The organism is Microlunatus elymi, assembly GCF_007362775.1.
In the GTDB taxonomy this organism is placed as follows: Bacteria; Actinomycetota; Actinomycetes; order Propionibacteriales; family Propionibacteriaceae; genus Microlunatus; species Microlunatus elymi.
In genome coordinates this window covers 705142-724051 of the sequence record NZ_CP041692.1, presented here as the reverse complement: position 1 = coordinate 724051, position 18910 = coordinate 705142, and the positions used below count along the sequence as shown (strand labels likewise).

Annotated in this window: 17 protein-coding genes and 1 tRNA gene; 5 read left to right on the top strand and 13 right to left on the bottom strand. The window is 66.8% G+C overall.

The window, feature by feature from the left end; genetic code table 11:
* Positions 1-166 precede the first annotated feature (166 nt).
* From FOE78_RS03120 to FOE78_RS03100, 5 genes are all read right to left on the bottom strand, one after another.
* Positions 167-1573, bottom strand: coding sequence for an IS1380 family transposase (locus tag FOE78_RS03120; protein ID WP_168207289.1), 1407 nt, complete (start codon positions 1571-1573; stop codon positions 167-169).
* A gap of 171 nt (positions 1574-1744) precedes the next feature.
* Positions 1745-2950, bottom strand: coding sequence for a cation:proton antiporter (locus FOE78_RS03115; RefSeq protein WP_143985020.1), 1206 nt, complete (start codon positions 2948-2950; stop codon positions 1745-1747).
* Between the two features lie 98 nt (positions 2951-3048).
* A tRNA-Ser gene (locus FOE78_RS03110) sits at positions 3049-3135 on the bottom strand.
* Between the two features lie 42 nt (positions 3136-3177).
* Entirely contained in the window at positions 3178-3609 is a 432-nt protein-coding gene (locus FOE78_RS03105) for a nucleoside deaminase (protein WP_143985019.1), read from the bottom strand.
* A 43-nt stretch (positions 3610-3652) separates the two neighbouring features.
* On the bottom strand, positions 3653-4285 hold the full coding sequence (locus FOE78_RS03100; RefSeq protein WP_143985018.1) for a tRNA adenosine deaminase-associated protein: 633 nt from the start codon (positions 4283-4285) through the stop codon (positions 3653-3655).
* 219 nt (positions 4286-4504) lie between these two features.
* Between FOE78_RS03100 and upp the strand changes: the two genes are divergently transcribed.
* Positions 4505-5110, top strand: a complete 606-nt coding sequence (gene upp / locus FOE78_RS03095; RefSeq protein WP_266095019.1) for a uracil phosphoribosyltransferase — start codon at positions 4505-4507, stop codon at positions 5108-5110.
* Positions 5111-5170: 60 nt separating this feature from the next.
* Entirely contained in the window at positions 5171-5806 is a 636-nt protein-coding gene (locus FOE78_RS03090) for a UdgX family uracil-DNA binding protein (protein WP_143985016.1), read from the top strand.
* A 228-nt stretch (positions 5807-6034) separates the two neighbouring features.
* Here FOE78_RS03090 and FOE78_RS03085 read toward each other — a convergent pair whose 3' ends face one another.
* The 4 genes from FOE78_RS03085 to FOE78_RS03070 all read right to left on the bottom strand — a co-directional run bounded on the left by FOE78_RS03085 (position 6035) and on the right by FOE78_RS03070 (position 11894).
* On the bottom strand, positions 6035-6907 hold the full coding sequence (locus FOE78_RS03085; protein ID WP_266095018.1) for a 1,4-dihydroxy-2-naphthoyl-CoA synthase: 873 nt from the start codon (positions 6905-6907) through the stop codon (positions 6035-6037).
* Between the two features lie 94 nt (positions 6908-7001).
* Positions 7002-8615: an acyl-CoA dehydrogenase family protein gene (locus tag FOE78_RS03080; protein ID WP_143985014.1), complete on the bottom strand. Its 1614-nt coding sequence runs from the start codon at positions 8613-8615 to the stop codon at positions 7002-7004.
* On the bottom strand, positions 8612-9208 hold the full coding sequence (locus tag FOE78_RS03075) for a DedA family protein (RefSeq protein ID WP_143985013.1): 597 nt from the start codon (positions 9206-9208) through the stop codon (positions 8612-8614). The genes FOE78_RS03080 and FOE78_RS03075 overlap by 4 nt, the downstream gene beginning before the upstream one ends.
* 148 nt (positions 9209-9356) lie before the next feature.
* Entirely contained in the window at positions 9357-11894 is a 2538-nt protein-coding gene (locus FOE78_RS03070; RefSeq protein WP_143988480.1) for a DEAD/DEAH box helicase, read from the bottom strand.
* A 356-nt stretch (positions 11895-12250) separates the two neighbouring features.
* On the opposite strand from FOE78_RS03070, the gene FOE78_RS03065 reads away from it, so the two are divergent.
* The gene (locus tag FOE78_RS03065; protein ID WP_143985012.1) at positions 12251-12670 is read left to right on the top strand and encodes a hypothetical protein; all 420 of its coding nucleotides are present in this window, start codon (positions 12251-12253) and stop codon (positions 12668-12670) included.
* On the opposite strand, the gene FOE78_RS03060 is transcribed toward FOE78_RS03065, so the two are convergent.
* Positions 12652-13428 (bottom strand): response regulator transcription factor, encoded by a 777-nt coding sequence (locus tag FOE78_RS03060; RefSeq protein WP_143985011.1) that lies wholly within the window; start codon positions 13426-13428, stop codon positions 12652-12654. The two genes, FOE78_RS03065 and FOE78_RS03060, sit on opposite strands and share 19 nt — an antisense overlap.
* 173 nt (positions 13429-13601) lie before the next feature.
* On the opposite strand from FOE78_RS03060, the gene FOE78_RS03055 reads away from it, so the two are divergent.
* Entirely contained in the window at positions 13602-14423 is an 822-nt protein-coding gene (locus tag FOE78_RS03055; RefSeq protein ID WP_168207352.1) for a sugar phosphate isomerase/epimerase family protein, read from the top strand.
* Between the two features lie 73 nt (positions 14424-14496).
* On the opposite strand, the gene FOE78_RS03050 is transcribed toward FOE78_RS03055, so the two are convergent.
* The gene (locus tag FOE78_RS03050; RefSeq protein WP_210414776.1) at positions 14497-15441 is read right to left on the bottom strand and encodes a LysR family transcriptional regulator; all 945 of its coding nucleotides are present in this window, start codon (positions 15439-15441) and stop codon (positions 14497-14499) included.
* 143 nt (positions 15442-15584) lie between these two features.
* Here FOE78_RS03050 and FOE78_RS03045 point away from each other — a divergent pair, with 143 nt between their 5' ends.
* The gene (locus tag FOE78_RS03045; RefSeq protein WP_143985009.1) at positions 15585-16424 is read left to right on the top strand and encodes an MOSC domain-containing protein; all 840 of its coding nucleotides are present in this window, start codon (positions 15585-15587) and stop codon (positions 16422-16424) included.
* A 69-nt stretch (positions 16425-16493) separates the two neighbouring features.
* Here FOE78_RS03045 and FOE78_RS03040 read toward each other — a convergent pair whose 3' ends face one another.
* Both FOE78_RS03040 and FOE78_RS03035 read right to left on the bottom strand, forming a co-directional pair.
* Positions 16494-18011, bottom strand: coding sequence for an MDR family MFS transporter (locus tag FOE78_RS03040; protein ID WP_228266017.1), 1518 nt, complete (start codon positions 18009-18011; stop codon positions 16494-16496).
* A 331-nt stretch (positions 18012-18342) separates the two neighbouring features.
* Positions 18343-18795 carry an HNH endonuclease gene (locus tag FOE78_RS03035; RefSeq protein WP_143985008.1) on the bottom strand — a complete coding sequence of 151 codons (453 nt, stop codon included), beginning with the start codon at positions 18793-18795 and terminating at the stop codon, positions 18343-18345.
* Positions 18796-18910 lie beyond the last annotated feature (115 nt).

The window sequence follows — 18910 nt, the reverse complement described above, 5'->3', positions numbered from 1 at the left end:
ACCTAAGCCTCAATCCGTGGACTGGCTCGGGTGTTGATCTTGGTTTGTGATGTTGATCTTGGATTGGCTCGTTGTTTGTCGTCGGGGCATGGGTGAGTTGCTGGTCTGCCCAGCTTTTCCACGTCTGCTCTCCGGTTGGCGCCGATGCGGCGGTCGGGTCGATGGGCTATGTGGCTGCCGGTGGCCCGATGCTGTTGGTGAACACGTGGTGCCACAATCGGAGCCACTGATCGGCCCAGGGCCAGTGAGCGGGTAGGTGCAGGAACTTTCGGCGGGCCGGCCGCGCGATCCGGGCGGGCACCATGATCAGGTGCCGGCGCAGGGTGGCTCCCCGAGCCACGGCATGCCGGCCGCCGACCAGGCTGCCGGCGGCGCGGAGCAGGTTGTGACAGATCCCGGCGCAGATCGCCCAGGCTGTGTTGGCGGCGAATCGGCCCGACGGCAGGTGAGCCAACGGGCCGTCGATCAGATCCGAGTGCACGGTTTCGATGATCGCGTGTTGGCGATGGGTCACATCGGCTCGGGTGACGGATTCGAGACTGTTGGTCAGGAACGGGTGGTAGCGCCACACCGGGAACAACTCGTCGAGCCTGGCGACATCCCGCACTCGGCGGACGACCAGCCGGGCGGTGATCGGCCGGGCAGTGCTGGCGAAGGCGGTGAACGCCTCGACCTCGGCGACCTGGGCGTCGGAGATCAACACGCCGGTGTCGGGGTCGACGACGGCACCGGGATAGTGCACGGCAGTCCAGGCATCCTCCGCGATCGAGGCAATCGCTTGGTCGAGCGCGGCGTTGCGGGTCAACACCAGTGAGAACCGCACGCCGTGGTCCAGGCAGGCTCCAGCGACCAGGTGGTTGCCGTAAGCCGAATCGCCCCGCACCAAAATCTCGCCGGTCGCGCCGGCCTGTCGGGCGGTGCCGATGGCCTCGGTCACCATCGATGCCGCACCACGCCCGGATCCGGCCTTCCCGGCCCTCAGCCGGATCCCCGCCACTACCGGGGCACCGTCGGTAGTGCTGATCGTGGTCACCAGCGGCGACAGGCCCTTGCGGAGCACCTGTTTGCCGGCGATCTTGGCGTGCCCGAAACTCGCACCCTCCTTGGCATGCCCGTAGACCGGACGGAGCAGCGAGTCGATATCGATCAACGCCCGCTGCTCGATCCCCGGCAACAAGTCGCTGCAGCCGACGAGGTTGACCAGGTGGGCTCGGGCCACCGACGCCAGCTGGCTGGTGTGTCCATGGCTGAGGTTGCGCAGGAACTGACCCAAGGTCGCGGGCGCGTACACCTGCTTGAACAGTCGCGCCGTTCCACCAGCCCGGATCACGTCCAGATCATCGATACAGTCCGCACCTGCGGCCATCCCGGCGATGATCGAGGTGACCTTCCCCGCCGGGTTGACCCCAGACGAGGCCACCCATGCCGAATCGACCCGAACCCGGTCGGCCAGCAACTCCGACAAGCCGGCCCGCTCGGCCAGACCCATCACCGGAGCCAGCCCGGCACACGACACCAGGTGCTCCTCATCGAACATCGGAACAGCCCGCGTCCACCCATGAGGTAGTTTCACTATCAGTGCCTTCTTGGTTCGGTCGGATCAGTGCGTTAGCAACACAGATTCTCCCTTGCCAGGAAGGCCTCTCACGTCCTCACACGCTGGACAGCCCCACCCAACCGACTACTCGTCCACGGATCGAGGCTAAGGGCTAGCAGGGTGGCCGAACGGGCCGGACCGACTGGATCAGATCTCGTTCTGCTCGTCGGCACCGCGCGCGACCACCGCCTCGAGATGACGTACGCGACCGCCGACGATCGGGAAGATCAACACCGACAACACGCCGGCCAGCACCAGCGCGGCCGCGTGCGCCGCGTCCAACTGGCCCGCCTTCACCCCGACGCTGGTGATCACCACGATCAGCGGCAGCCCGGCCGCGGCGAACAGTCCCAGGGCCAGCCGATCCCGTTGCTCCAGTACGCCGACGTGCAGCAGGTAGGTCGGGATGCCGCGGACGATCAGGAACAGCACCAGGAAGGCCGGCACGCTGACCAGCGCAATCGGCTCGGCCAGCAGCGAACGGATGTCCAACGCGACGCCGCTGACCACGAAGAAGATCGGGATCAGGAAGCCGAAGCCGATCCCCTCCAGCCGCGAACTGACGACGGCCTCCTCGGCCGGATCGCCGGACTTCAGGAACAGGCTGACCAGGATGCCGGCGGTGAACCCGCCTAGCACCGGATCCAGCCCCAGCCACTCGGACAGCGCGAACATCGCCACCACGACCAGTACGCACAACCGGACCGCCAACTGTGCACTCGTGCCCAACGTTGCGGTGACCAATCTGCCGAGCCGGGGATGCCGTGGCCGGCTCGCCAGCCAGCCGCCGACCAGCGCCAGCGCCGCGAACACCGCCAGCACGGCGATGGTGTGGCGCGGGCGTTCCCCGCTGAGCGCGAAGGCGATCGCCAGGATCGGCGCGAACTCGCCGACGGTGCCGACCGCCATCACCCGATCGCCGAATCGCGTCCCAGCGGCGCCGCTGTCGCGCAGGATCGGCAGGATCGTGCCGAGCGCGGTCGTGGTCAGCGCCAGCCCGATCACCACTCCGCTGGAGAGTCCGCCGAGCAGCAGCCCGGCGGCCAGGCCGACCACCAGAGAGATCAGCCAGCTGATCACCGACCGGCGCAACGGATCGCCGCGCAACTTGTTGAACTGGATCTCGTACCCGGCCAGGAACATCAGGAAGGCCAGGCCGAGGTCGGACAGCGCGGACACCACGCCGGTGTCGGTGACCCAGCCCAACAGGGTCGGACCGACCACGATCCCCAGCAGGATCTCCACCACCACGCTCGGCACGGCGACCCACGGCGAGAGCCGATCGACGACGAACGGGGCCAGCACCGCGACGAAGAAGATCACCATGATCATCACGATGGAATCGAGCGACATCTTCGACACTCCAAGTCCGGTACCGCGACGAAAAGCAAACTGGCCCGAACCCTCGAGACCGAGGATTCGGGCCATCAGATGTCATCGGACATCCTCTGCGGTGGCGGCGGGATTTGAACCCGCGGAGGGGGTGAACCCTCACTCGCTTTCGAGGCGAGCTCTTTAGGCCGCTCAGACACGCCACCGCCGCAGAGGCTACCAATCCTGGCCGACGAGGGCGAAATTGATCACCGCCGAGATTCGAAGAAGTCCCGGATCAGATCACCGCAGGCGGTCTCGTCGATGCCGCCGATCACCTCGACGCGATGATTCAGCCGCCGGTCGCGGACCACGTCCCAGAGCGAGGCGACCGCCCCAGCCTTCGGGTCGTACGCCCCGAACACCAGCCGGCCGATCCGGGCCTGCACCAGCGCACCCGAACACATCGTGCACGGCTCCAGGGTGACCACCAGGGTGTGATCATCCAGCCGCCAGCTGCCGATCGCCTCGGCCGCGCGGCGGATCGCCAGCAGCTCGGCATGCGCGGTCGGATCCCCGACCAGTTCGCGTTCGTTGCCGGCGGCCGAGACGACCAGTCCGTCCCGATCGAGGATCACTGCGCCGATCGGTACGTCGTGATGTTCGGCCGCGCGGACGGCCTCCTGCAGCGCAAGAGCCATCGGCTGTCGCCAGTCGACCGACGCCGGCGGCGATGCCGAAGGATCAGTCACCGAACTCGGAGTCGATCACCTTGCGGAACTGCGGGCCGATCTTGATCTTGTCCGCCACCTCGGTCAGCAGTTGATCACTACCAAGATCAAGATCGTCACACATGGTGGTCAGATCGAATTCGGAGACGCCGAGGTCGGACAAGATCTTCATGTCGCCGATCGGCTCGGAGTCGTCGTCATCCTCGTCGGGAATGTCCTCACCCAAGTAGTCGGCGATGTCGCGGGCGATCGGCCAATCATTGGCCGCGGCGTTGTCGGACAGCATCAACTGCACATGGCGGCCACGAACTCGAACGATGATCGCCACCTCACCGACCAGGCTGAGCAGCCCGACCGCGCCGCCGTCGCCGGGCAACCGGCGCAGCTGAGTGATCAACTCCTCGAGGTCGTTGGCCAGATCCTCCGACAGCGCGTTGACCATGCTCTGGCCGTCCTCGCGGTAGGCGGCGATGATGAAATCGATGTCCTCGGGATCGGCATCCTCGAGATCGTCGTCCAGATCGTCGTCGCCGTCGGCCTCGAGGTCGTCATCGGCCTCGGCCAGATCACGGCTGGAGGCGGACTCACGCGGGTCATCGTCGTCAAGATCGAAGGACTCAATCTCGTCGTCGTCGTAGTCGGCCACGATCTCCCCTCCAACTGCCCACGATCTCTTCTGCGACGGTCCGGACGGGCCTTCCCGGACCGACTCCCTATGGTGTCAGAACCTACGTCGACAGCGATAACTATTCGGTGCCGAATTCACAGCGCCGGCTCCATCGCGGCCTCCCGTACGATGTCCGGCTCGGTTAGCGTGCAGGTTGTGAAACTCCGCATCGTCGATCATCCGCTGGTCACCCACAAGATGACCACCCTGCGCGACCGGGACACCGACTCGCCGACGTTTCGCCGGTTGACCGAGGAGTTGGTGACTCTGCTGGCGTACGAGGCGACGCGGGAGGTCCGGGTCGAGCCGCATCGGGTGCAGACGCCGGTGGCGTCCTGCGACGGGGTCAAGCTCTCCCATCCGCGGCCGCTGGTGGTGCCGATCCTGCGGGCCGGGCTCGGCATGCTGGAGGGGATGAGCCGGCTGATGCCGACCGCCGAGGTCGGGTTCGTCGGCATGGTCCGCAACGACCAGACCCTGCAGCCGACCACGTACGCCGAACGGCTGCCGGAGGATCTGTCCGGGCGGCAGTGCTACGTCCTGGATCCGATGCTGGCCACCGGCGGCACGCTGGCGGCCACCGTACGTTTCCTGGTCGACCGCGGCGCCGATCACATCACCTGCATCTGCCTGCTCGCCGCACCGGAAGGGCTGCAGCGGCTGGAGCGGCTGCTGGAGGACCTGCACGTGCCCTGCACGGTCGTGGTCGCCGGGGTGGACGAACGGCTGGACGAACACGGCTACATCGTGCCCGGACTCGGCGACGCCGGCGATCGGCTCTACGGCGTGCTTCCCGACGCCTGATTCACTCGACCACACGACGCCGGCCGTGACACCGACCTGCTGTGCGGGTAGGAGTTGATCATGACAACGCACTACCCCGGCGCGGAGGATTTCCTGCCCCAGCGGCAAAACCTCGCCTCGTTGCGATCGGCCGTGCAGGACTGCCGCGGCTGCGACCTCTATGCCACCGCGATCCAGGCGGTGTTCGGCGAAGGGCTGCGGCGGTCGCGGTTGATCATGATCGGCGAACAGCCCGGTGACGTCGAGGACCACACCGGACGGCCGTTCACCGGTCCGGCCGGGCGGCTGTTGGACAAGGCACTCGTCCAGGCGGGCATCGAACGCTCCGAGGTCTTCCTCACCAATGCGGTCAAGCACTTCCGCTTCCGCACCCGCGGCGCCACCGGCAAGCGGCGGATCCATCAGACCCCCAGCCAATCCCAGGTCAACGCCTGCCGACCCTGGCTGGAAGCCGAACTCGACGTGGTCAAGCCCGAGGGTGCTGTGGTTCTCGGCAGCGTCGCCGGCAAGTCGATCTTCGGTCCGGACTTCACCGTCGGCTCCCACCGCGGCACCGTCGGCGAACTGCCCGGCCGGCCGATCTGGTCGGTGTCGACAATCCACCCGTCCGCAGCGCTGCGCGCCGAGAACCGGGCCGTGCTGTACGAGGGCCTGGTCGCCGACCTGGAGCTGGCCGCCCGAACCTTGGCGAGTTAGGCGTTGGCCGGCACCTGCGCGTACCAGCGCCGGCCAATCACCCGCCGCAAGGGCCCTGAGCTTGTCGAAGTGCCGAAATCGGCACTGCCATGATCTCGGCGCGAAGGAGCAAACCCTGAAAATGAGGCACCAGTCGGGCATTTCGGCTGTGTGGAGCCGATTTTCGCCGGCTGCGTCCTCATTCTCAGGGTTCGGACCGTGACCCGGTCACTGCGCGGTCGCTGAAGCTCAGTAGTAGTAGGGAAATTCCGACCAATCGGGTGCGCGCTTCTCCAGGAAGGCGTTGCGGCCCTCGACCGCTTCGTCGGTCATGTACGCCAACCGGGTGGTCTCGCCGGCGAACACCTGCTGTCCGACCAGGCCGTCGTCGATCGCATTGAAGGCGAACTTCAGCATCCGTTGGGCGGTTGGGCTCTTACCGCAAATGATCTTGCCCCACTCCAGGCCGACGTCCTCCAGTTCGGCATGCGGGACCACCTTGTTGACCATGCCCATCCGGTGCGCGTCGTCGGCACCGTAGGCCTGCCCCAGGAAGAAGATCTCGCGGGCGAACTTCTGCCCGACCTGACGGGCCAGGTAGGCCGAGCCGAAGCCGCCATCGAAGGAACCGACATCGGCGTCGGTCTGCTTGAACCGGGCATGCTCGGCGCTGGCGACGGTCAGATCGCACACCACGTGCAGGCTGTGTCCACCACCGGCGGCCCAGCCGCCGACCAGGGCGATCACCACCTTGGGCATGAACCGGATCAGCCGTTGCACCTCGAGGATGTGCAATCGGCCGAGCTTCGCGGGGTCGACGTCCGCCGCCTGCTCGCCGTCGGCGTACTGATAGCCCGCCCGGCCGCGGATTCGTTGATCACCGCCACTGCAGAACGCCCAGCCGCCGTCCTTCGGGGACGGTCCGTTCCCGGTCAGCAGAATTGCGCCCACGTCGGACGAGGTCCGAGCATGATCAAGAGCGGCGTACAACTCGTCCACCGTGTGCGGCCGGAACGCGTTGCGAACCTCGGGCCGGTCGAACGCGATCCGCACTACCGGCGCGTCCTTCGCCCGGTGGTAGGTGAGGTCGGTGAAGTCGAAACCCGGCACCGGGTTCCACATCTCGGGCCGGAACGGGTTGGCTAGGTCCTGATCGGTCACCGGCCCACGGTATCCGACCGATCTCGGCGCGAGTTCGTGTCCGACGGATCGCGACTCACTGTGCAAATGCGAGGTCCAGCAGTTTCGCCGCCGAGCCGGCGACATCGCCGGCCATGGTGCCGAACAGTTGTCCGCGATCGCCCTCGAACCGGGTCGCACAGAACAGCTCGCCTGCCTCGTCGGGTCCGAATCGGATCAGCTGCGCTGCCTGCAGCAAGACTCCAAGATCACCGGCCAGTCGCCGGGCTGCCGACGCGGAGGTTCGGTCAAGATCGCGACGCCACCTCCGCAGCGCTTCGTCGTAGCCATGGTCATGGCCGGTCGCCTGATCAAGCTCATCCAGTACGGCGTCTCGCGCGGCCGGCTGCCGGTTCAACGCGCGGAGCAGGTCGAGGGCGATCACGTTGCCCGAGCCTTCCCAGATCGCATTCAACGGCGACTCCCGGAAGAGTCGCGGCATCCCCGACTCCTCGACATATCCGTTGCCACCAAGGCACTCCAGCGCCTCGCCAACCACCGCGGGAGTGCGCTTGCACACCCAGTACTTGGCCGCCGGCAACGCCGCCCGGAGAAGATCGACCTCGCCGTCGTCCACCGCAGCCGCCAGCCGAAGCGCCAGCCCGGTCGAGGCCATCGACTCCAGCGCCAGGTCCGCGAGCACGTTGATCATCAACGGCTGATTGATCAACAACTCGCCGAAAGCACGCCGATGCCGGGCGTGATGAATCGCCTGGACGAGGGCGGCCCGCTGCCCCGCCGCGGAGCCGATCACGCAGTCCAGCCGGGTCATCGCAACCATCTCCAGGATTGCGTTCACACCGCGCCCCGGTTCGCCGACCAGCCAGCCGACGGTGTCGGCGAATTCCACCTCGCCGGAGGCGTTGGATCGGTTGCCGAGCTTGTCCTTCAGCCGCTGCAGCCGGAACACGTTGTGGTCGCCACCCGGCAGCACCCGCGGCACGCAGAAGCAACTCAGCCCCGCGTCGTCCAGCTGAGCCAGCACCAGGAAGACGTCGCTCATCGGTGCCGAACAGAACCACTTGTGCCCGGTGATCAAATACGGTCCGTCACCCTGATCAACGGCGCGGGTGGTGTTGGCGCGGACATCGGAGCCGCCCTGCTTCTCGGTCATCCCCATCCCGGCGATGAGACCACGCTTGTGTTGCGGATCGGCCAGCCCGAAGTCGTACGTCCTGCTGGTGAGCCCGGCACCGTACATCTGCATCAGCGCAGGGTTTGCACGCAGTGCCGGCAGGATCGAGTACGTCATCGAGATCGGGCAACCGTGCCCGGCCTCCGCCTGGCTGACCAGATAGAAACCGGCGGCCCGGCGCAGGTGCGGATGATCATGATCATCGACCCAGGCCGCAGCGTGCAGCCCGTGACCGACCGACAGCTCCATCAGCCGGTGCCAGAACGGATGAAACTCCACCTCGTCGATCCGATGCCCGTAACGATCATGGGTCCGCAGCCGCGGCGGCTGTTCATTGGCCTCAACGGCCCACCGCTGCACCGCGGCGCCGGTGATCAACGTCCCGAGTCCGGACACCGCTGCCGGGTCCACACCGCGCTCACCCAGCACGGAGTTGATCATGGGATCGGCGGTCGCGGCGTCGTAGTCGAGCAGCGGCGGCGGCTGATTGCTGACCTGGTGGGTATCGATGCTCATCCCCGCCTCGGCTCTCGGCGGCTGGGTCCTGAGCCTGTCGAAGGACCTGGAACGGCACCGACCCCGGTCGTCCCTTCGCCAGGCTCAGGGATCCTCTCGACGGGCTCAGGGATCTTCGGATCCAGTTCCCTCCTGCCTTTGAGTTGCCAGCCGATGAATCCAGCCAGCGCGAGGGCGGCGACAGCCAGCGCGACCACCGCGATCACCGGCGACAGTTCGTACAATCGCAGCCAGGCGGCGACGGTGACGAAGCCGACCGTGGCGTACAGAAATCCCCAGATGATCGCGCCGATCGCGACCGCCGGCAGGTAGCGCCGCAGCGGCATCTTGGTCACCCCGGCGGCGAGATTGATCAAGGTCTGGAAGCCGACGGTGAGGAAGGACAGGCTGATCGCCGGCGGGCCCCAGCGATTGATCACCCGGCGGGCGCGATCGAAGCCGGCAGACTCGATCATCCGCCGTGCCCGGGTACGCTCGGCACCGGCCTGCGCGGCCCGGCCGAGCCAGTAGGTCAGATTGCCGCGGACGAAGGCACCCAGGGTGAGGACGAGCACGGCCAGCGGGTACGGCCAGCCGTCCAGCAGCCCGTTCATCGCAGTCCTTGCGCGTACGCCGACGCAGACGTCCACGGGAGCGGAAGGAGCAGCGACATCCGGTCAGTCTAGCCACCGATGAAGGGTTACCTAACCTCGGAGGACCGAACCCGGCCGTCCGCCACGCGGCCCGAGGGACGACAACGGCTCACAGTCGACCAGCGGAGTTGACACTGATCACCGGGACTCCTTCGACGTCACTGGCGTCAAGATCGACAGTGGCCGAGAAGCCCCAGTCGAGATCGCCTTCCGGATCGTCGAAGATCTGCCGAGCGGACCATTGCCGACCGGACTGTTCCAAGATCAACATCGCCGGACCGCGGGCGTCGGGGCCGAGCCGGATCTCGTCGTGATCATCGAAGTACGGCTCGATCGCGTCCGCCCAGCCGTCGGCATCCCAACCACGTTCGGCATCAAGCTCACCCAGTGCGTCCCAGTCCTCGGCGGCGCACAGCTCGACCCGGCGGAAGAGCGCGTTGCGGACCAGCACCCGGAAGGCGCGTACGTTGGCGGTCACCGGCGGCGGACCATGATCAACTTCCTGATCCGCGGTGTGCAGCAGCTCGGGGTGGGCCAGTAGCTCCCACTCCTCCAGCAGGCTCGAGTCGGTCTGCCGGACGATCTCGCCGAGCCATTCGATCAGATCCTGCACTTCGGGCGTCTTGGCGTCGTCGGGCACCGTCTGCCGCAACGCCTTGTAGGCGTCGGTCAGATACCGCAGCACCATTCCCTCTGATCGGGCCAGCCGATAGGAGGCGACGAACTCGGAGAAGTTCATCGCCTGCTCGACCATCTCCCGGACGATCGATTTCGGCGACACCGGAGTGTCGGCCAGCCACGGATGCGTTTGCAGGAAGGTCGCGAACGCCGGCTCCAGCAGTTCGACCAGCGGCCGGGCGTAGCTGACCTCGTCCAGCCGCTCCATCCTTTCCTCGTACTCCAGACCGTCGGCCTTCATCTGCGCGACCGCCTCACCGCGGGCTCGGTCCCGCTGCGCGGTCAGGATCGGCCGTGGGTCCTCCAGCGTCGCCTCCACCACCGAGATCAGGTCCAGCGGATAGCTCGGCGACTCGACGTCCAGCAATTCCAGTGCCGCCAGGGCGAACGTCGACAGCGGCTGGTTCAGCGCAAAGTCGGCCTGCAGGTCGACGGTCAGCCGGGCTCGGCGTCCGAGTTCGTCGGGCTCCGGCAGCTGCTCGACGATGCCGGCCCGGCGCAGCCCGCGATAGATCGCCAGCGCCCGGCGGATGTGCCGTCGCTGCCGCGCCGGTGGCTCGTCGTTGGTGGTGAGCAGGTGGGTCATCGCGGCCATACAGTCGCCCGGCCGGTTGATCACGTTCAGCAACATCGCGTTGCTGACCGCGAAGGTGGACTCCAGCGGCTCCGGCTCGGCGGCCACCAACCGGTCGAAGGTGGGTCTGCCGTAGCCGACCACTCCCGGCGGCGGCTTCTTCTTGACCACCTTGCGGCGCTTCTTCGGGTCGTCGCCGGCCTTCGCCAGCGCCTTCTCGTTGGCCACCACATGCTCGGGCGCCTCGACGATTGCCGTGCCGACGGTGTCGTAGCCGGCCCGTCCGGCCCGGCCGGCGATCTGATGGAACTCTCGGGCGGTCAGCAACCGGGGACGTACGCCGTCGTACTTGCTCAGCGAAGTCAGCAGCACCGTCCGGATCGGTACGTTGATGCCCACGCCCAGCGTGTCGGTGCCGCAGATGATCTTCAACAGACCGGCTTGGCTCAGGCGCTCGACCAGGCGGCGATAGCGCGGCAGCATTCCGGCGTGATGGACGCCGATGCCGTTGCGCACCAATCGGGACAGAGTTTTTCCGAAACCGGAGCTGAAACGGAAATTACCGATCAACTCGGCAATGCGATCTTTTTCTTCCCGGCTGCTCACCTTCAGGCTGGTGAGTCCCTGCGCCTGCTCGATCGCGGCGGCGCGGCTGAAGTGAACGACATAGATCGGCGCCTGATGCGTTTCCAGTCGCTCGGTGATGGTCTCGTGCAGACTGCTGGTGACGTACTCGTAGTTCAGCGGGACCGGGCGTTCGGTGGAGCTGATCACGGCGGTCGAGCGTCCGGTCCGCCGTTCAAGATCATCACGGAACCGGGTGACATCGCCGAGGGTGGCCGACATCAGCAGGAATTGTGCCCGGGGCAGCTCGATCAACGGCACCTGCCAGGCCCAACCGCGATCCGGGTCGGCGTAGTAGTGGAACTCGTCCATGATCACCGCCGCGACGTCGGCCTGCGCGCCGTCGCGCAGGGCGAGGTTGGCCAGGATCTCCGCGGTGCAGCAGATGATCGGTGCATCGGCGTTGACACTGGCGTCGCCGGTCATCATGCCGACCTGGTCGTGGCCGAAGATTTCCGTTGCGGCAAAGAACTTCTCGCTGACCAGTGCCTTGATCGGAGCGGTGTAGAAGACCCGTCCGGTCGGTCCGGGAGCGTCTTGACCATCGGCGAGCCGAGCCGCCAGTACCGCGAACTCCAGGCCGGTTGCGACCAAGCTTTTGCCGGAGCCGGTCGGAGTCGCCATGATCACGTTCGAGCCGGAGAGCAGCTCGATCAGTGCCTCGACCTGAATCGGGTACGGGGTCTGGTCGCGCTCGGACGCCCACTCGGAAAACGCCTCGTACACGTCGTCCGGATCCGCGGTCGCCGGCAGCCGGTCGGTCAGTGTCATCGCCAGCAGTTCCCCGTCCATCGAGCCCGGTTCAAGGTACCGCATGCTGTTCGAGACACGGCCGCGAGCGACCATCGGCGTCGACGAGCCACCACCGGCAGTGGTGGCCCCACCGATCGGACAGCCGGAATTCGTTGAGCATTCAATTCAACGATGGACTTTCGCCTCTCCAATTCCGCTCGTCGCCAGATTTGTCGAATGTTGAGGGAAAGTAGAGGTCTAGGTGCGGCCGCTCATTGGCCGGATCGGTAACGGTTGGGAGTCCGGAAAGGAGGACGATGCCAGACCAGAAGCTGCCCGGGCAGACACGGCCGGACGAGAGACGGCCCGATCACGATCGGTCTGAGCAGAAACGAATGGCACCGTCGACCGACGCCGAGTTGCGCGCGTTGAGCTCCACCCTGCACCTGGATGCGCCGGTGGTCCGCCGCTTCATCGGCGACTACCTCCGGTTGCTGGACACCCGGGTGGCGCGGATCGAGCACAGCCTGGAAGCCGACGATCTGAGCACCGCGACGATCGCCCTGCTCAGCCTGGCTACGTCCAGTTCGATGGTCGGCGCCGATGACGTGGCCGAGGCCGCCGATCAGCTCCGGCTCCGCGTCGCGGCCGGGAACGCGACCGCGATCGAGGCCGGCCGTCGCCGGCTCATCTCCCGGGTCCGGCAGGCCGGACTCCGGCTCGCCGACATCGAGGCCGACGGCGGCAACCGGACCAATGGATCGGGCGGATCGGGCGGATCGGGCACCTCGGACAGTCAGGGTGCGAGGCGGTAACCGACCCCGCGTACGGTCTGCACGAACCGCGGCTGGCCGACCGGGTCGCCCAGTTTGCGTCGCAGATTCGCCAGGTGCACCTCGACCGCCCGCCGGTCGTTGTCGCTGATGTAGCCGCCGGTGCTGCCGTCGCCCCGCAACTCGAGCACCAGTTCGTTCTTGGTGATCACCCGCCGACGCCGCTCCAGGATCGCCAGCATCAGATCGAATTCGCTGCGGGTCAGCTCGACCGGCTCACCGTCCAACTCGCTCAGCCGCATCTGCGGATGCATCCGCAACCCGTTGTGGGCAAGCCATCCGGCGTCCCCACCGTCGATGGACGGCTGCCCGTCGGCCTCTTCGGCCACGGCGCCGTCAACCGGCTGGCCGTTCGGCGTGCGCCGCATCCGCCGCAGCATCGCCTCCACCCGGGCCCGCAGCTCCCGCGGCCGGAACGGCTTGGTGATGTAGTCGTCGGCGCCCGCATCCAAGCCCATCAGGGTGTCGATCTCGTCGGTCCGCGCCGACAGCATGATCACGTACGTCGAACTGAAGTCGCGGATTCGGCGCGCGACCTCGAAGCCGTCGATGCCGGGGAGGCTGATGTCGAGCGTGGTCAGGATCGGATCGTGCTCGCGGACCGCCTCGATGCCTTCGACCCCGCTGGTCGCCTGATGCGACTCGAAGCCTGCCTCGGCGAGCACCGCGGCCAGCAGATTGCCGATGTCGGCATCGTCCTCGATGATGACTGCGACTCGGCGTTCGTCCCTGTCTGCCATGGCATCACCGTACCTGGATGAGGCCCGGACGGCCGACCGACCACGGGAGCGGCGCCGCGGCGACGGCAACGCAGCCGCTCCCCCGCGGCATCATCCGGCCGTTGCGATGGCAAACGCTTGCCCGGAGCAGCCTGGGCCGGTATATCTGTGCGCCGAGCCGAAAGAGGTCAACCATGTTCAAGATCGGATTCAGCACCCTCGGTTGTCCGGGGTACACCGTCGACGAGGTGGCAGCGCTGGCCCGCACCGAAGGATTCGACGGGGTCGAGATCCGTTTCATCCGCGGCGAGGTCGACCTCACCACGTTGGACGAGTTCTCCCCGGTGGCGATCGCACAGACCCGCAAGGTGTTCGACGACGCCGGAGTCGAGGTGAACTGCATCGACACCAGCGTCCGCTTCAGTTCGGCCGACGCGGCTGAACGGAAAGCGCAGCGCGAACTGGCCAAGATCAACTGCGAGATCGCGAACGCACTCGGCGCCCGTTATCTCCGCGTCTTCGGCGGTTCCCGGCCGAACGGAATCGATCCGGGCTCATTCACCACCGCAGTGGCCGAGGGGCTCGGCGAAGTGGCCGAGGACAGTTGGGCGGCCGGCATCGAGACCCTGGTCGAAACCCACGACGACTTCTGTACGGCGGCCACGATCCAGCCGCTGCTGGATCAGTCGAGTGATCGGCTCGGCGTGCTGTGGGACTTCCTGCACAGCTTCCGCAACGGCGAGACCGCCGAGCAGACGTACGCCGCCTTGGGCCCGAAGATCCGGCAGGTCCACGCCAAGGACGCGAGCCGGGCGACGCCCGACGGCTTCGATCTGGTGCTGACCGGCACCGGCATCGTGCCACTGGGCGACCTGGTGACGGTGCTGCGCGATGCCGACTTCGGCGGTTACGTCGACTTCGAGTGGGAGAAGGCCTGGCATCCCGAGATCGAGGATCCCGAGATCGCCATCCCCCACTTCAAGACCGCGTTGGACAAGATCATCAACGCAGCCTGATCCGAATTGTCAGCGTTAGGGGAGCGTTAGGGGGCCCTATGGCGCCTTCTACCGCTGACAACTCGGTACGGGGTCAGGCAGCCAGGGCGTCGCGGGCGGCGATGGCCACCAGGTCACGACTCGGGCCCTGGCTCGGGTAGCGGCCGGTGCGCCAGATCGCGGCCAGCGGCCGGGTCAGGTGATGATCACGGATTTTGACCTCGCGCAGCCGTCCCAGAGCAAGATCATCGGCGACCGCCAGCCGGCTCACCACGCCCGGGGCCAGGCCGCCGCCGATGGCCGCGTTGATCGCCCCTTCGGTGCTCAACTCCACCGCGGGCGCGGCGACCTCGACGTCCGGGAGTTCGTGCTTCAAGATCAACTCCAACGCCCTCCGGGTGCCGGAACCACGTTCCCGGGTGACCAGCGACGTACGCGCCACCTGCTCGAGCGTGACGCCGGCCCGACGCCGGCTCCAGCTGTGATCGGGCGCGACCACCAGGACCAGTTCGTCCTCGGCAACCACCCGGTGCTTCAGGTCGCGCGGCAGTTCGGGAGTCTCGATGAAGCCGACGGCGGCCTTCTCGTCGCGGACCAGATCGATCACCTTGGCGCTGTTGCCGGTGATCAACTCCACATCGGTCGGCTTGGCACCGACCCGCACCTGCTGACGATGCAACTCGACCAACCAGGTCGGCACCAGGTGCGCCGAGGTGGTCAGGCTGGCCGCCAGCCGCATCCGGGAGGCCCGCCGCTCGTGCAACGCGCTGATCCCGAAATCCATCCGCTCCGCAGCCGACAACACCCCTTGTGCCCAGCCTGCAACCAACCGACCCGTCTGGGTCAGCTGCGATCCGGTCGGACTCCGTCGCACCAGTTCCGCGCCGATTTGTCCTTCCAGGGAACGCATCCGCGACGATGCTGCCTGCTGGGTGTAGCCCATCTCCTGGGCGGCGGCCGACAGGCTGCCGGAACGGTCCACCGCACACAGCAACTGCATGGCGGAAAGATCGGGAACGCGTCCGCTGAGCACACTCACTCCTCAATTGATCATGATCGACTTCACAACACTTCTCACAACCGACAGTTGTGCCGGAGCACACCCTAGGCCGACGGCACTGAGGGCGGCCTGAGAGGGGCCGCGGATGCTGTGAACGCTGAACGGCGTGGCACCATGCTGCGGTGACGTGGACGGTAGCGCGAGTCGGCTTCGCGCCGATCAAGGGCACCCGGCACCGCGAGTTGCCCGAGGTCGTGCTGACAAAATCAGGACCGGTCGGTGATCGCCGATTCTGCCTGGTCGATCCGGTACGCCGCCGAGCGCTGCGGACGGTGGAAACCCCACAACTGGTTGCTGTCACGGTTGACTGGCGGGACCCCGAGCTGAGTTGCACCTTTCCCGACGGCAGCCGCGTCGACGAGGCGGTGATGGTCGACGAGCAGTCGATCGAGTTCGACTACTGGGGACGGCAAGTGTCCGGCCGGCGCGTGACCGGGCCGTGGGCTGCGGCGTTCGGACGCTACCTCGGAGCCGAGGTCGAGCTGGTCGCCTGTGCCCCCGGGGACGTCGTCTTCGGCGACAGCCTGAGCTTGATCACCACCGGTTCACTGGCCGCGCTGTCGACACTGATCGGCCGGTCGATCGATCCTGCCCGGCTGCGGGCGACCGCGGTCGTCGATGATCATGCCGAGGGCCGGACGCTGACCGATCCGGTCGAGTCCGACTGGATCGGGCGGCAGCTGACCATCGGCACGGCCACGGTCCGGGTCACCGGCCCGATCGCCCGTTGCGCGGTGATCGACATCCATCCGGTGACCGGTGAACGCGACGGCAACCTGCTCCGCACCCTGGCCCGCGCCGCCCGCACCGGCGAGCAGTTCCTCGATCCGATCTTCGGCGTGCAAGCAACCGTGATGCAGCCCGGACTGCTCCGGCCCGGCGATCGGGCGGCGCTGATCGAAGCAGACACCACGGTCACGGGTGCCGCTGCACGGGAAGCCGCGAACAAGAGCCCCCGCTGATTGCCTCGATCAGGTCGGAAAGGGCCGCCGGATTTCGCCAATCAACGGGGGATTTTGTTCGCGAGTGGTTCAGCCCTCGCTGACCGCGACCGGCTCGGCGACGTGCGGATCGCTTTCCTGGACCGGCACCGCGCGGGTGACGAAGGCCGACAGCACGAACGCGATCGCAGCGGCCACCGCGCCGACCATGAAACTGGCGTGGATGCCGCCGAGTTCGGCATGCAGCTGATCCACTCCGCGGCCGGCCAACCCGCTGGCCCGGACCGACATGATCGCGATCAGCAGCGCGGTACCGGCGGCACCGGCGACCTGCTGCAGGGTCATCAGCGTCGCGCTGCCGTGGGAGTAGAGCTTCGGCGGCAGCGGATTCAGGCCGTTGGTCATCGCCGGGGTCATGATCATGCCCATCCCGGCGCCCATCATGATCGCGTACTGCAGACCGAGCAGCCAGATCGGCGTGTGCTCATTGGCAACGCTGAAGGCGACCAGCATCGCCGTCAGCAGACCGGTGCCGATCATCATCAGCGCCTTCGGGCCGTAACGGTCGTACAGCCGGCCGATGATCGGGCCCATGATCGCCATCAGGATCCCGCCGGGCAGCATCAGCAGTCCGGTCGACAGCGTGTCCAGACCACGTACCTGTTGCAGATACAACGGCAGGATCAAGATCATCCCGAACATGGCGACCATGCCGAGCAAGATCACCAACAGGCTCCTGCGGAAGTCCTTGAAGCCGAAGACCCGCAGGTCGAGCAACGGGTTGCCGCTGCGCTGCAACGTGATCTGCCGGCGACCGAAGATCAACAAGCAGGCCACACCGACCAGCACGGCCACGATGCCGACCACCGGGACGCCCTGGCCGCCGCTGACACCGAACGCGTTCAGGCCGTACACGAACAGGCCGAAGGCTGGGATGGTCAGCGCGACCGAGCGGAGGTCCAGCGGATGATGATCCTCGGTGCCGACGTTGGTCAGCCGGAAGATGCCGATGGCCAACGCGACCAACGCGATCGGCAGCACGATCAGGAACATGAACCGCCAGGACAGGTACTGCAGGATCAGTCCGGACACGGTCGGGCCGATGGCCGGCGCGACCGCGATCACGATGCTGACCGTGCCCATGAAGCTGCCGCGGCGGGCTGGCGGCACCAGGTTGAGGACCGTGGTCATCAGCAGCGGAATCATCACCGAGGTCCCGGAAGCCTGGATGATCCGGGCGGTCAGCAACAGCCCGAATCCCGGGGCGAGGGCGGCCAGCAGGGTGCCGGCGCTGAACAGACTCATCGCCAGGATGAACACGGTGCGCGTGCTCAGCCGCTGCAACACGAAGCCGGTGGTGGGAATCAGCACCGCCATGGTCAGCATGTAGGCGGTGGTCAGCCACTGCCCGGTGCTGGCCGAGATATCCAGATCGACCATCAGTCGCGGCAGCGCCACACTCATGATCGTCTCGTTGAAGATCACCACGAACGCGGCGATCAGCAAAATGCCGATGACAGTACGGTCGCGGCTCGACATCCGCTCCGGTCGAGTACCGATGTCGTACGGGTTGGTCAGTTCGGAGTTGCTCAGTTCGGGGCTCGTCACGCTACTGGACCTTTCTGACGTCACTGGCCCCGGTGTTCGGCGCCCTCGACAGTAAGTCGAAGCAGTCGGCCGAAAATCGACAGCGCGACGTACTTCGAATCTCTTCGATGGGCAGCACCGTTGACGGAGCTGAGGAGGTGGCGGGCTCGGGCCGGACGATCCGCCGGGGATCTTCCAGGGCGATCAGCACCGACCACCAGAGCCGACAGCAACTCTACGAGTGATCGGTATTCCCGACATCAGGATTTTTTCGCGATTTTCCTACGGCAGAAGGAAAGTTGCGTGAAGCAACCGCGCTCTGCCGGGCGGCCAACCGGAACTTGTGGCCGGCTCAGCGCCGGGCGCGGAGAGCCTTCAACTGCAGATAACTCGGGGCGTACGGAGTGACTCGCAGCTTCATGCCGGCCTCGGCCGGCGTCCGGTTGCCCTTGCGCTCGTTGCACTTCGTGCAGGCCGAGACCAGATTGTGCCAGGTCGACCCGCCACCCCGGGAGCGCGGCAGCACGTGATCGACCGTGGTGGCGCGTCCGCCGCAATAGGCACAGACCCGATCGCGGGCGTGGATGCCGGCCTTCGTGCACGGCGGTGTACCGCGATGCACCCACTTCATCACCACGTACCGGACCAGTCTGAGGACGCGGGGCATCGGATAGGGGCCGAACCGGGAACCGTCGACCTCTTCCTCGACCACGGCGACCTGGCGGTAGAGCATGCCGATCGCATGTCGCACGCTCACCCGCTGCAGCGGCTCGTAGCTCGCGTTCAGCACCAGCACGTCGGTCATCCGCGCCTCCTGCGCAGATAGTAGACGTATCAACCGCGGCAGCCACCGAAATAACCGTCCGCCTCGCGGCGGCAGCTCGAAAGTGTCGCCGACCCGCCATCGACCGTTCACCGAT